The 12,487-nt window shown below is 63.5% G+C and carries 13 protein-coding genes; all 13 read left to right on the top strand.

The genetic code is table 11. The features are described from left to right. The first annotated feature begins 3 nt into the window (after window positions 1–3). Window positions 4–969 carry a LysR family transcriptional regulator gene (locus tag WN982_RS33165; RefSeq protein ID WP_341316246.1) on the top strand — a complete coding sequence of 322 codons (966 nt, stop codon included), beginning with the start codon at window positions 4–6 and terminating at the stop codon, window positions 967–969. 164 nt (window positions 970–1,133) lie between these two features. Beyond that, window positions 1,134–1,625 carry a hydroxyquinol 1,2-dioxygenase gene (locus WN982_RS33160; RefSeq protein ID WP_341316245.1) on the top strand — a complete coding sequence of 164 codons (492 nt, stop codon included), beginning with the start codon at window positions 1,134–1,136 and terminating at the stop codon, window positions 1,623–1,625. Window positions 1,626–1,662: 37 nt separating this feature from the next. Then, a complete protein-coding gene (locus WN982_RS33155) occupies window positions 1,663–2,658 on the top strand; it encodes a hydroxyquinol 1,2-dioxygenase (protein WP_341316244.1) in 996 nt (331 codons plus the stop codon). Between the two features lie 95 nt (window positions 2,659–2,753). Continuing rightward, complete coding sequence (locus WN982_RS33150; RefSeq protein ID WP_341316243.1) at window positions 2,754–4,217, top strand: aldehyde dehydrogenase family protein; 1,464 nt, start codon at window positions 2,754–2,756, stop codon at window positions 4,215–4,217. Window positions 4,218–4,223: 6 nt separating this feature from the next. After that, window positions 4,224–5,282, top strand: a complete 1,059-nt coding sequence (locus WN982_RS33145; RefSeq protein ID WP_341316242.1) for a maleylacetate reductase — start codon at window positions 4,224–4,226, stop codon at window positions 5,280–5,282. A 41-nt stretch (window positions 5,283–5,323) separates the two neighbouring features. Beyond that, complete coding sequence (locus WN982_RS33140; protein WP_341316241.1) at window positions 5,324–6,613, top strand: ABC transporter substrate-binding protein; 1,290 nt, start codon at window positions 5,324–5,326, stop codon at window positions 6,611–6,613. A 26-nt stretch (window positions 6,614–6,639) separates the two neighbouring features. Beyond that, on the top strand, window positions 6,640–7,362 hold the full coding sequence (locus WN982_RS33135) for an ABC transporter ATP-binding protein (protein ID WP_341316240.1): 723 nt from the start codon (window positions 6,640–6,642) through the stop codon (window positions 7,360–7,362). A 2-nt stretch (window positions 7,363–7,364) separates the two neighbouring features. Next, entirely contained in the window at window positions 7,365–8,075 is a 711-nt protein-coding gene (locus WN982_RS33130; RefSeq protein WP_341316239.1) for an ABC transporter ATP-binding protein, read from the top strand. Continuing rightward, window positions 8,072–8,938, top strand: coding sequence for a branched-chain amino acid ABC transporter permease (locus tag WN982_RS33125; RefSeq protein WP_341316238.1), 867 nt, complete (start codon window positions 8,072–8,074; stop codon window positions 8,936–8,938). The genes WN982_RS33130 and WN982_RS33125 overlap by 4 nt, the downstream gene beginning before the upstream one ends. Window positions 8,939–8,947: 9 nt before the next feature. Further along, window positions 8,948–10,039, top strand: coding sequence for a branched-chain amino acid ABC transporter permease (locus WN982_RS33120; protein ID WP_341316237.1), 1,092 nt, complete (start codon window positions 8,948–8,950; stop codon window positions 10,037–10,039). An 8-nt stretch (window positions 10,040–10,047) separates the two neighbouring features. Next, on the top strand, window positions 10,048–10,911 hold the full coding sequence (locus WN982_RS33115; protein ID WP_341316236.1) for an intradiol ring-cleavage dioxygenase: 864 nt from the start codon (window positions 10,048–10,050) through the stop codon (window positions 10,909–10,911). Window positions 10,912–10,923: 12 nt separating this feature from the next. Beyond that, window positions 10,924–11,286: a Rieske 2Fe-2S domain-containing protein gene (locus tag WN982_RS33110; RefSeq protein WP_341316235.1), complete on the top strand. Its 363-nt coding sequence runs from the start codon at window positions 10,924–10,926 to the stop codon at window positions 11,284–11,286. A gap of 2 nt (window positions 11,287–11,288) precedes the next feature. Continuing rightward, window positions 11,289–12,410, top strand: coding sequence for a porin (locus tag WN982_RS33105; protein WP_341316234.1), 1,122 nt, complete (start codon window positions 11,289–11,291; stop codon window positions 12,408–12,410). Window positions 12,411–12,487 lie beyond the last annotated feature (77 nt).

The following is a 12,487-nucleotide window of genomic DNA, read 5'->3' as shown; positions in this document are numbered from 1 at the left end:
AACATGGACCTCTTCATGTCGATGGAAGCGTTCGTGCGGGCCGCGGAAGCGCAGAGCTTTGCCGGCGCCGCGCGCCAGCTGGGCGTTGCCAAATCGGTGGTGACCTCGCGCGTCAAGCAACTTGAAGACCATTTCGGCGTGCCGCTCTTTCATCGTTCGACGCGGGCCGTGCGCCTTTCGGAACTGGGCGAGACTTATTACCGCGAGTGCGCCGAACTGGTCAACAAAGTCCACGATCTGTCCGGACGCTCGCGGGGCGACCCGCAAGCGCTGGCCGGCACGCTCAACGTCCACGTGCTGCCGGGCTTCGCACTCGGACACTTTTCGCAGACGCTGATCGAATTCCGCGCCGCGTACCCACGCGTGGAGTTCGTCGTGACTGTGAACGACCGGGTCATCGATCCGGTTCAGGAAGGCTTCGATCTGGCGTTGCAAATTTATCCGCCGGCCTCCAATCTGCTGGTCGAGCGGCGTCTGTTCCCGGTGCGCGGCGTGCTGTGCGCCGCGCCCGGCTATCTGAAGGAAGAGCCGCTGATCGAAACACCGCTCGACCTTCTTCGGCACGATTTCGCCCGCTATTCGTACTATCCGTGGGGCGACAAGTGGCCGCTGATGCGCGGCAACGAATGCTTCGAAATCGCGCTGAATCCGGTGCTGAAAACCAATAGCGTGCACCTCTTGCTGGAGTTCGCGCGAGCCGGCGCGGGCGTCGTTTATTTGCCGACCATGGTCGCGGCTGCCGATCTGCTGGAGCATCGCCTCGAACGGGTGCTGCCGGAGTACGCTGCGCCGCCGCTGTGGCTGTCGGCGGTATATCCCGCGTCGCACCGCTCGACCACCAAGGTCAAGGCTTTCGTCGACTTCCTGCGTGCGCGCTATCTGCGCGAACCGCAGTGGGACAAGGCGCTCGGCATTGCGCCGCCGGACGACGAGACCAAAAGCGTCGGCGAGGAACTGGCCGAGGACTGAGGTTCGCCGCGCGCCTGTCCGGATTCGCCACCAGGTAGTTTCCCTGGCGGGATTTTGATGCACCCATGGTTCGCGTTTCCCGACCCTCGGAACATTGCTGTTGCGCCTGCCGCCACTTAATCTTCGAATCAGGCAACGCATTCGTAAATCAACTGGAGGCAGACATGCAACAGACCTGGTTCGGCAGCCTGGACAATTATCGGAAAGGCTCCATCGAAATCATCAAGGGCAAACCGGAGCATTACGCGATGTCGAATGTGTTCGACGTAGCGAGCCGCGCTGAGCCCTACGAGAAAGTCGTCGTCGGCAAGAATCTCAAGTATGTGATCGAGACGCTGCGCGCGGAAGGTTCCTCGCCGTGGTTTGCTGCGTCGCACGACGAATTCGCGGTCGTGCTCGACGGCGAGATCGACGTCTATTTCATCAAGCCGTCGGACGGGCCGCTCGTCGACGCACAGACCGAAGGCAGCGTGCGGCTCGACGGCCAGCCGTCCGGCCAGTCGATGGGCTATGTGCGGCTGCGCCGCGGCCACCAGGCGCTGCTGCCCGCGGGCGCCGCCTACCGTTTCGAAGCGGTGACGAAGGGCGTGCTGCTCGTGCAGACGATCCTCGGACGCTATTCGGTCGAGAAGTGGGCCGACATCTGCATCCACTGATTCCCGCTACACGATCGATCCTCTCCTGGAGCCCGTCATGGACAAAACCAGCACCCTGCAAAACGTCACCGCGAGCGAGGCCGATGCGGTTACCGGCTATCGCGTGTTCCGCCTCGGCGACTTCGAGTTCAGCCGCGATGCGTATTTCGCCACCGTCAGATGGCCTGCCAAAGGTCAGATCCGCTCGCACCAGATGCACGCCGACGACTTCCTGCGCGCGATGATGCGCGATGTCGCGTGGGGCTTCTTCTACGGCTGGGTCAATTTCGACGAAGTGATCGGCACGCGCAATCACTACGGCAAGGTCGACATGTACGCCGGCGCGTATAACGCGAACTTCAAGGAAGCGGGCGTCGATCATATGCAGCAGTTCGACACGCCGCTCATCATGGCGACCTTCAAGGCGATTCTGAGGGACTGGGTCAACGAAGGCTTCGATCCGTTCGCTGCGCCTGAAGAAACCGGCTCCGCGTTCGGCGCGAAGCATGGCGACAACATCGCTGCGATCGAGCGCACGCGGATCGCCACCAGGCGCATGCCGGGACTCGAAGGCGATTCGCCGTTGCGCGACGACTTGCCGGTCAATCGGCAGTTCGCCGACGTCGGTCAGGACGAACCGGAGATTCATGCGGAGCCCGGTTTTGAAGGCGCGTTGCACGCATTCAGCCTCTTCAAGTACCTGTCGCGCTCGGACGTGACGTGGAATCCGTCGGTGACTTCGGTTTGTCAGCAAAGCTTGTTCTGCCCGACCACCGAGGAATTCGTGCTGCCGGTGTTTCATGGTAACGACCGCGTCGAGTGGTTTCTGCAACTGTCCGACCAGATCATCTGGGATGTCGCCGACAAGGATAGCGGCGAGCCGCGCGCACGCATCACCATGAACGCGGGCGATATCGCCGCGATGCCGGCGGACATCCGTCACAAGGGCTACTCGCAGAAGCGTTCAATGCTGCTCGTGTGGGAGAACGCCACGCCCGATCTGCCCAAGCGCTACGAAAGCGGCGAACTGCCGCCGTATCCGATCCAGATGTAACTCGCCGGCATTCCCTCCGATCGTCGATCGAACGGCGCCAGACCGCTGGCGCCGCGGGGGATGTCACGTCCAGGTTTTACTTGCGCGGGATTGATATGCAAACGCAACTCTTCATCGGCGGCCGCTTCGTGCCGGCCGCAAACGGCGAAACGCTCGCCTCCCTCAATCCGCACGACAACTCGGTGATCGCCGAAGTCGCGATGGCCGGACCGGCCGACGTCGATCGCGCCGTGGCAGCGGCAAAAGCGGCGTTTCCGAAGTGGAGCAATCTCGCCGCGATGGAGCGGGGGCGCTTGCTGCTCAAACTCGCCGACGCGATCGAAGCGAACGCCGATGCGCTCGCGCGGCTCGAATCGCTCGACACCGGCCACCCGATCCGTGACACGCGCAATCTCGATGTGCCGCGCACCGCGGCCACGTTCCGTTATTTCGGCGGCATGGCCGACAAGTTCGAAGGCTCGGTGATTCCGGTCGAACAAGGCTTTCTGAACTACATGACGCGCGAGCCGGTCGGTATCGTCGGGCAAGTGGTGCCGTGGAATTTCCCCCTGATGTTCACGAGCTGGAAGATGGCGCCCGCGCTCGCCGCAGGCAACTGCGTGATCATGAAGCCCGCTGAACTCACGCCGCTGTCGAGTCTCGCGATTGCCGAGCTGATGGCCGAAGTCGGCTTCCCGGACGGCGTCGTCAATATCCTGCCGGGTTTGGGCCACGTGGCCGGGCAGTACATCGCCGAGCATCCGGAGATCAGCAAGGTTGCCTTCACCGGTTCGACGGCTGTGGGCCGCAAGATCGTGCAGGCATCGAGCGGCAATCTGAAGAAGGTGCAGCTCGAGCTCGGCGGCAAAGGCGCGAACATCGTATTCGGCGACGCCAATATCGACGCCGTTGTGCAAGGCTCCGCATTCGCGATCTTCCACAATCAGGGGCAGGCGTGCATCGCCGGCTCGCGGATGATCGTGCATGAATCGATCGCTGATGAAGTACTGGAGAAGTTCGTCGCGCTCAGCCGCACGATCAGGATCGGCGATCCGCTCGATCCGTCGACCGAAATGGGACCGCTGACGTCGCGTCAGCATCGCGACCGTGTGCTGTCGTTCGTCGACGTCGCGCGCGAACAGGGCGGCTGTGTGCTCGCGGGCGGCAAGGCGCCCGACGACGCAGCGCTAGCGAACGGTTGCTACGTCGAACCGACCATCGTCGAAGCGAAGCCCGAGCATCGGGTCTCGCAAGAGGAAGTGTTCGGCCCGTTCATGACGGTCACGAAATTCCGTACCGACGAAGAGGCGCTGGCAATTGCCAACGGCACCGAATACGGTCTCGGCGCGGGCCTCTGGACGCGTGATCTGCAACGCGCGCATCTGGTGGCTCGCGAGATTCGCGCGGGTATGGTGTGGATCAATTGCTACAAGCGCGTGAGCCCCGCGTCGCCGTTCGGCGGCGTCGGCGCGAGCGGCTACGGCCGCGAGATGGGTTTCGAAGCGATGCGCGAATACACGCAGCCCAAGTCGGTCTGGGTCAACGTGGACGCGCAGATTCCGCCTTACTACCCACGCTGAACCGCCATGGAACCGTTCATCTACAACGGCCTGCCGTCACGCGTGATCTTCGGTGCGGGCAGTCTCGACCAGCTCGATCGCGAGATCGGTTTGCTGGGTGCGAAGCGGGCGATCGTGCTGTCCACGCCGCAACAGCGTGCGCAGGCCGAAGCACTGGCCGCAAGCCTCGGCTCGCGGGCGGCGGGCGTCTATGCGCAAGCCGTGATGCACGTGCCTATCGAAACGGCGCGTGCGGCACGCGACTTTGCCGCACAGGTCGGCGCCGATTGCGCAATTGCGATAGGCGGCGGTTCGACGACGGGTCTCGGCAAGGCGATCGCGCTCGAAACCTCGCTGCCGATCATCGCGATTCCGACCACCTACGCAGGCTCCGAGATGACGCCGATTTACGGCCTCACCGAGGGCGGCGTGAAAAAGACCGGCCGCGATCCGCGCGTGCTGCCGAAGACGGTGATTTACGACCCGGCGTTGACGACGTCGCTGCCGTCTGGGTTGTCGCTGACGAGCGGCATCAACGCGATCGCGCATGCAGCGGAAGGGCTCTACGCGCAGGACGCGAATCCGATCATCGCGCTGATGGCGGAAGAGGGCATCCGCGCGCTCGGGCAGGGGCTGCCTCGCGTGATGCAGCAACCCGGCGATCTCGCGGCACGTGGCGACTGCTTATATGGCGCATGGCTATGCGGCGTGGTACTCGGCAGCGTCGGCATGGCGTTGCATCACAAGCTGTGCCATACGCTCGGCGGCACGTTCAACCTGCCGCACGCGGAGACGCACACGATCGTATTGCCGCACGTGCTGGCCTATAACCGCGAGGCCGCACCGGATGCGATGCAACGTATCGCTCGCGCGCTTCACGCCGACGATGCCGCGCAGGCCGTGTTCGACCTCGCACGCGATCACGGCGCGCCCACCGCGCTGAAAGACATCGGCCTCACCGCAACCGATCTCGACGTCGCGCTCGATTTCGCGTTGAAGAACCCTTACTGGAATCCGCGGCCGGTCGAACGGATTCCGTTGCGCGCGTTGCTCGAAGCCGCCTTCGACGGGAGACGGCCTGACTAGCGCGCTCGATCCCACTCATACAAAAAATTCAGGAGACAACCATGGACGCACATTCCTTCGATGCGAAGCGTCGCCGCTTCGTCACACTCGCGGCGGGCGGCGCGCTCGCCGCGACGACCTCGGCGTTCTCGCCGCTCGTCTTCGCTGCCGGCCCGCGCACGCTGAAAATCGGCTACGTCTCGCCGCAAACCGGACCGCTCGCGCCGTTCGGCGAAGCGGACCGCTTCACGATCCAGCAAATGCAGACCGCGCTGAAAAACGGCATCGTGATCGGCGGCAAAACGTATCCGGTGTCGATTGTCGTCAAGGACAGCCAGTCGAATCCGAATCGCGCCGGCGAAGTGGCGAACGATCTGATCCTCAAGGACAAGGTCGACATCATGCTCGTGTCGGGCACGCCAGAGACCGCGAATCCGGTCAGCGACGCGTGCGAGCTGAACGAGATGCCGTGCGTGTCGACGGTGGTGCCGTGGCAGCCGTGGTTTTTCGGCAGAAAGGGCGATCCGAAGAAGGGTTTCCGCTTTACCTATCACTTCTTCTGGGGCCTGGAGGACGTGATCGCCGTTTTCACCGGCATGTGGCAATCGGTGCAGACGAATCGCAGCGTCGGTGGCCTGTTCCCGAACGACGGCGACGGCAACGCATGGGGCGACGCGAAGCTCGGCTTTCCGCCGGTGCTCGCGCAAAAGGGCTTCACGCTGAAGGACCCGGGGCGTTTCCAGAGCATGACGCAGGACTTTTCCGCACAGATTTCGTCGTTCAAGCAGGCGAATGCGCAGATCGTCACGGGCGTCGTGATCCCGCCCGATGCGAAGAACTTTCTCGTCCAGGCGCGTCAGCAAGGCCTGAAACCCAAGGTGATTTCGATCGGCAAGGCGCTGCTGTTTCCGACCTCGATCGAAGCGCTCGGCGATCTCGGCGAGGGTCTTTCCACCGAGGTGTGGTGGTCGCCGTCGCATCCGTTCAAGTCGTCGTTGACCGGCCAAAGCGCGCGGCAACTCGCCGACGACTACGAGCGCGTGACGTCGAAACAATGGACCCAGCCGATCGGCTTCGCGCACGCACTGTTCGAAATCGCGGTCGATTCGTTAAAGCGCGCGAAGGATATCGATTCGAATGAATCGATCCGCGACGCGGTGGCGTCGACCAGGCTCGACACGCTGGTCGGCCATGTCGCGTGGGGCAGCGGGCCGGTGAAGAATGTTGCGAAGACGCCGCTTGTGGGCGGGCAATGGGTGAAAGGCCAGAAGCACCGCTTCGATCTCGCGATCGTCAATAACCAGCTCGCGCCGAGCGTGCCGCTATCCGGCCCGCTCAAGCTGATCGCGTGAATTCACAGTCATAGCGGAGAGCGGCGATGAACCCAGTTCTCAGACTAACCGGCGTATCGAAGCGCTACGGCGCGCTACAGGTGACCGACGACATCAGCTTCGCAGTCGAACGCGGGGAGACGTACGGCATCCTCGGTCCGAACGGCGCCGGCAAGACCACATTGTTCAACCTCGTCAGCGGCGACGTGCGGCCCGACCGGGGCAGCGTCGAATTCGACGGCGCGGACGTGAACCACTTGCCGCCGCATCGCCGTTGCGCGGCGGGAATCGGCCGCTCGTATCAGGTGCCGAGGCCGTTCGGCGGCATGACGGTCTTCGAAAACCTGCTGGTCGGTGCGACCTTCGGCGGTGAACTGGCCGAACACGCCGCCTACGACGTCTGCATCGACGTGCTCGACCGCACCGGCCTCAAAGCCCGCGCCAACCAGTTGGCCGGCACGCTGGGGCTGCTCGACCGCAAACGCCTCGAACTGGCCCGCGCGCTCGCCACGCAACCGCAACTGCTGCTGCTCGATGAGATCGCCGGCGGCCTTACCGAACCCGAAACGCACGAACTCGTCGACGAGATTCGCCGCGTCAAGGAGCGTGGCGTGACGATCGTGTGGATCGAACATGTCGTGCATGCGCTGCTTGCGGTGGCCGACCGGCTGCTCGTCATCAACTTCGGCAAACGGTTGGCCGAGGGTCTGCCCGCCGCCGTGATGGACGATCCCGAAGTGCGGCGGGTGTACCTCGGACTGGAGGCATGACCATGTCGGCATTACTGGAAACACGCGCGCTTAGCGCGTTTTACGGCGACTTCCAGGCGCTGTTCGGAATCGACGTGACGGTCGCGTCCGGCGAGGTGATCGCATTGATCGGTTCGAACGGCGCGGGCAAATCGACCTTTCTGAAATCGGTGGCGGGTCTGCTGCGCACGCGCACCGCCGAGCAGATCCTGTATCGCGGCGAGCCGATTGGCGGCGCGGCTGCGGCGAACATCGTCGGCAAGGGCATTGCGCTGGTGCCGGAAGGACGGCGTCTGTTCGCGAGCCTCACCGTCGAAGAAAACCTGTTGCTCGGCGCATATAGCAAACGGCCGGGACGCTGGAATCTGCAGAGCGTCTACGCGCTGTTTCCGGCGTTGCAGGAGCGCCGTCACCATGCGGCTACCGCGTTGTCGGGCGGCCAGCAGCAGATGGTCGCGATCGGCCGGGCGCTGATGAGCAATCCCGATCTGCTGATGTGCGACGAACTTTCGCTCGGCCTCGCGCCGGTGATCGTGCGCGAGATTTACGCGGCATTGCCCGCGATCGTCGCGGACGGCATGAGCGCCATCGTCGTCGAGCAGGACGTGCAGCTGGCGCGCCGCGTATCGTCGCGCTTCTATTGCTTCCAGGAAGGACGCGTATCGCTGGCGGGTGTATCGGCCGAAGTGTCGGACGAGGCGATCACGCAAGCGTATTTTGGAGCGGTCGTATGACTACGTTCATCAATATCGTCGTGCAGGGCGTATTGCTCGGCGCGCTGTACGGACTCTTCGCGATGGGGCAGTCGCTGGTGTTCGGCGTGATGCGGCTCACCAACACCGCGCACGGCGACTTCATCGTGCTGCTGGTGTTCGTGCTGTTCGCGCTAACGAACTACGCGCATCTGCCGCTCGCCGTCGCGCTGGTGCTGCTGCTCGTGATCGCGTTCGGCGCGGGTTATGCGGTGCAGTACACGATCCTCAACCGGGTCAGTAGCCGCGATCCACTGCCTTCGCTGATCGTCACGTTCGGCTTGTCGATCGTGATCCAGAATGTGTTGCAACAGGTGTTCTCCGCCGATCCGCGTTCGGTTGCAACCGGCAGCTTCGAGTCGAAGAGCATCACGCTCGCGGGCGGCATCACGCTGGGCTATCTGCCGCTTGTCACCCTGGTCGTCACCGCCGCTTTGGCTTTCGCCATGCAGTGGCTGTTCGGCCGCACGCCGCTCGGCCGCGCGTTTCGCGCGACCTCCGACGATCGTGAGATCGTGCAACTGATGGGCGTCTCGTACCGCCGCACCTACGCGCTGGCGATGGGCATCGCGTTTGTGCTGATCGCGGTGGCCGCCGCGCTCTATTCGATGCGCACCGCGGTCTCGCCGACCGATGGCCCGGCGTTGCTGCTGTACGCGTTCGAAGCGGTGATCATCGGCGGAATGGGGTCTTTCTGGGGTACCTTCGTCGGCGGCATGGCACTTGGCGTTGCGCAGCAGGTGGGCTTTTATTTCGATCCTGGCTGGGGCATCTGGCTCGGCCACGTGGTGTTTCTCGGCGTGCTGGTGGCCCGGCCGCAGGGCTTGCTGCCCAAAACCGCATAGAGGCTCGACATGATCATGCATTTGAACTCGCCCGCAACGGGCTTCGAAGTGCGGCGCGCGACCCGCGCGAGCCGGGTAGCGGCGATCGTGCTGCTGATCGTCGCGCTGGCGGTGGCGAGCGCGCCATGGTGGGCCGGACGCGATGCGATGCGCGATTTCGTGCAGCTCGCGTCGTATCTGGTGTTCGCGCTGATGTGGAACCTGCTGGCGGGTTACGGCGGCATGGTGTCGATCGGGCAGCAGGCGTTCTTCGGCATCGGCGGCTACGGGATGCTGATCCTCGCGAACTATTGCGGACTCTCGCCGTTCGTTGCCGTACCGATCGCAGCTGTGATCGCGACGGTCGTGGCGATTCCCGTGTCGCTCGTGGCGTTCCGGCTGGAAGGCGGCTACTTCGCGATCGGCACATGGGTGATCGCGGAAGTGTTCCGGCTGACAGTGGCGAACGTGTCGGTGCTCGGCGGCGGTTCCGGCACCAGCCTCACCGCGCTGCAGGCCGTGCCGCGTGCGCTGCGCGAATCGCTGACGCTATGGCTTGCGCTCGCCATCGTCGCGGCGGCGATCGGACTGCTGTATCTGTTCCTGCGCTCGAAAGCCGGTCTCGCCTTGACCGCGATGCGCGACAACGCGGTGGCGGCCAGTAGCCAGGGCGTCGATGTGAAACGCGCGCGGCTAATCGTCTATCTGGTGTCCGCGTGCGGCACGGCGTTGGCGGGCGGCCTGTACTTCGTCGGCAACCTGCGCATTTCGCCCGACGCCGCGTTCTCGGTGAACTGGACCGCATTTGGTATTTTTATCGTGATGATCGGCGGTCTCGGCACGCTCGAAGGACCGATCGTCGGCGCGCTGATTTTCTTCGTGCTCAATCAGTTTCTGTCCGACTTCGGCACCTGGTATCTGATCGGGCTCGGCACGCTGGCGATCGTCGTGACGATGTTCTTTCCGCAAGGGCTGTGGGGCTTCGTGTCGCGCCGCTACGGCCTGCAATTGTTCCCCGTGGGCCGGCGCGTGGTGTTTCCCGACGCCGGTCCGTCCCAGCAACCTTCGCCAGGCGGAGCGACCGATTCGCTCGACGCGCCGTCGGCGGCACACCGCGCATGAGGTCGATGATGAACGACGAAGCCATCCATCCGCTTACCCAGAATGTGCTCAAGACGTTTGCCGGCTGCACCGATCCGCGCCTGAAGCAGATCATGATCGCGCTGGTCAGGCACCTGCATGCGTTTGCCAACGAGGTCGAACTGACCGGCGACGAATGGCGCCGCGGTATCGAGTTTCTCACCGCCACCGGCGACAAGTGCAGCGGCATCCGCCAGGAATTCATTCTGCTGTCGGACACCCTCGGCCTGTCGATCATGGTCGATGCGATCAATCACGTTCGCGAGGGCGACACCACCGAGAGCAGCCTGCTCGGCCCGTTCTATCGCGAGGGCGCAAAAGACGAAGCCTTCGGCGCCAACATCGCGCGCACGGAAGGCGAGCCGGCGCTGATTCACGGCCGTCTGGTCGACGACCGCGGCGCGCCGGTGGCCGGTGCGCTCATCGAAGTATGGGAAACGGCGAACAACGGCATGTACGAAGGCCAGGACCCCGATCAGCCAGAGAGCAATCTGCGCGGCAAATTCCGCTCGGGGCCGAACGGCGAATACGCGTTTAGAACCATCAAACCGACCAGCTATCCGATTCCGACCGACGGTCCGGTCGGAAAGATGCTGATGGCGACCGGACGTCATCCGATGCGGCCCGCTCACGTCCATTTCATGATCGAGGCACCCGGGTACGAAACGCTGACGACTGCGCTGTATTCCGCCGGTGACCCGTACGTTGAATCCGACGCGGTGTTCGGCGCGAAGCCGTCGCTCGTGATCGACTACGTGCCGAACGATAACGCGGCAGCCGCCAAAGAGTGGGACTTGCCGAGCCCGTTCTTCGAGGTCCAGCGCGACTTCGTACTGTCTCAACGGCGTGTATGAGGAGGCAAGGCGATGAACGTGGCGAGTCCCGAATCTCGGGCGGGCTTCCTGTGCGCGCTCGACGACATTCCTGATGGCGGCGCGCTTGAAATTGCCGCCGAGCAAACCGGCGCGCCAGGCGTTGTCGTGTTGCGCCGCGGCGACGAGGTCTGGGCCTATCGCAACATGTGCCCGCACTTTTCGATTCCGCTGAACTACGAGCCGAACACCTTCTGGGCCTACGACGCCGAATTGCTGATGTGCGCGCATCACAGCGCGATGTTCCGCTTCGAAGACGGCCTGTGCATCGACGGCCCGTGTGAGGGCGCGGCGCTCACGCCGGTCGCCATTCGCATCGAGCAAGGGCAAATATTCAATAACGACTGGAGGAGATAGGCATGAAGAGAACGAAGCCAAAGCGCCTGGCGATAGCGGGCTGCACGTTTGCATTCATCGCGCCGGGCATCGCAAGCGCGCAAAGCAGCGTGACGCTGCAGGGCGTGATCGATGCGGGTGTCACGTATGTGAACAACCAGCATGGCGGCGCCGCGACACTGTTCGACAGCGGCGTGCTGTCGCCGGATCTGCTGACCTTCAAAGGCAGCGAAGACCTGGGCGGCGGCAACAAGGCGATCTTCGAACTGACGTCGCAATTCGATCTGGGCAACGGCGCGACGATTCCAGGTGCGGGCCAGATTTTCAACCGCACGGCCCTGGTCGGACTTGCCAACGACCGCTTCGGCTCGCTCACATTCGGCAACCAGTACGACTTCATGTTCGAGACGCTGACGCTCGGGCTCTATGATGGCGCGTTCCTGTTCGGCGGTATCTACGATTTTCGTCAGGGGCCGTTTACCGCACTCGGCGTGCCGAACAATCCGACCGGATCGTTCGATTTCGACCGGATGGCGGGCGCGACCCGCGTGGCGAATTCGGTCAAGTACCGCAGCCCGGATATCTCGGGTTTCACGTTCGGCGCGCTCTATGGATTCGGCGGCGTGCCCGGTTCGTTCTCCTCCGACTCGACGATGAGCTTCGGCGCGAACTATGCGAACGGTCCATTCGGAGTCGGTGCGGCATATGTCGAAGTGAAGTACCCGCAACTCGGCAACGGTCACGACGGCATTCGCAATTTTGGCTTTGGCGCGCACTACAACTTCGGTAGTGTGCTGGGGATGTTGTTGTACACGAACACCAAAAATACCGCGAGCGGTGCGAAGATCGATGTGTACAAGGGTGGCGCGTCGTGGACGATCTCCGGGCCGTGGACGCTCGGCCTCGACTATGCGTACATGAAAGGTAACGACGTGCTCCTGAACAACAAGGCGCAACAGATCACGACGGCGCTGCAGTACAGCTTTTCGAAGCGCACAACCGCGTATGTCGAAGCGATCTATCAGCGCGCGAGCGGTGATGCGGCCGTGACGCGGGCGTGGATCAACGGCCTGCTGCAACCGGACGGCGCGGCGAGCAACCGGTCGCAGACGCTCGCGCGGATTGGTTTGCGCACGAGTTTCTGAGGTTTTGTTGAACGAGGCCGCGCAGCAGAGAGCAGATGGGCGGGCGCGTTAAGCGCCTGACCTGCTCACTTTGGTAA

This window comes from Paraburkholderia sp. IMGN_8 (assembly GCF_038050405.1).
Taxonomy (GTDB): domain Bacteria; phylum Pseudomonadota; class Gammaproteobacteria; order Burkholderiales; family Burkholderiaceae; genus Paraburkholderia.
This window is presented reverse-complemented; position numbering and strand designations above follow the sequence as displayed.

Excerpts from the sequence above, each read along its gene's own strand:
- WN982_RS33110 (WP_341316235.1), top strand. The coding sequence starts at position 10,924 with ATGAACGTGGCGAGTCCCGAATCTCGGGCGGGCTTCCTGTGCGCGCTC.
- WN982_RS33135 (WP_341316240.1), top strand. The coding sequence starts at position 6,640 with ATGAACCCAGTTCTCAGACTAACCGGCGTATCGAAGCGCTACGGCGCG.
- WN982_RS33125 (WP_341316238.1), top strand. The coding sequence starts at position 8,072 with ATGACTACGTTCATCAATATCGTCGTGCAGGGCGTATTGCTCGGCGCG.
- WN982_RS33105 (WP_341316234.1), top strand. The coding sequence starts at position 11,289 with ATGAAGAGAACGAAGCCAAAGCGCCTGGCGATAGCGGGCTGCACGTTT.
- WN982_RS33160 (WP_341316245.1), top strand. The coding sequence starts at position 1,134 with ATGCAACAGACCTGGTTCGGCAGCCTGGACAATTATCGGAAAGGCTCC.
- WN982_RS33165 (WP_341316246.1), top strand. The coding sequence starts at position 4 with ATGGACCTCTTCATGTCGATGGAAGCGTTCGTGCGGGCCGCGGAAGCG.
- WN982_RS33130 (WP_341316239.1), top strand. The coding sequence starts at position 7,365 with ATGTCGGCATTACTGGAAACACGCGCGCTTAGCGCGTTTTACGGCGAC.
- WN982_RS33145 (WP_341316242.1), top strand. The coding sequence starts at position 4,224 with ATGGAACCGTTCATCTACAACGGCCTGCCGTCACGCGTGATCTTCGGT.
- WN982_RS33155 (WP_341316244.1), top strand. The coding sequence starts at position 1,663 with ATGGACAAAACCAGCACCCTGCAAAACGTCACCGCGAGCGAGGCCGAT.
- WN982_RS33150 (WP_341316243.1), top strand. The coding sequence starts at position 2,754 with ATGCAAACGCAACTCTTCATCGGCGGCCGCTTCGTGCCGGCCGCAAAC.
- WN982_RS33115 (WP_341316236.1), top strand. The coding sequence starts at position 10,048 with ATGAACGACGAAGCCATCCATCCGCTTACCCAGAATGTGCTCAAGACG.
- WN982_RS33140 (WP_341316241.1), top strand. The coding sequence starts at position 5,324 with ATGGACGCACATTCCTTCGATGCGAAGCGTCGCCGCTTCGTCACACTC.
- WN982_RS33120 (WP_341316237.1), top strand. The coding sequence starts at position 8,948 with ATGATCATGCATTTGAACTCGCCCGCAACGGGCTTCGAAGTGCGGCGC.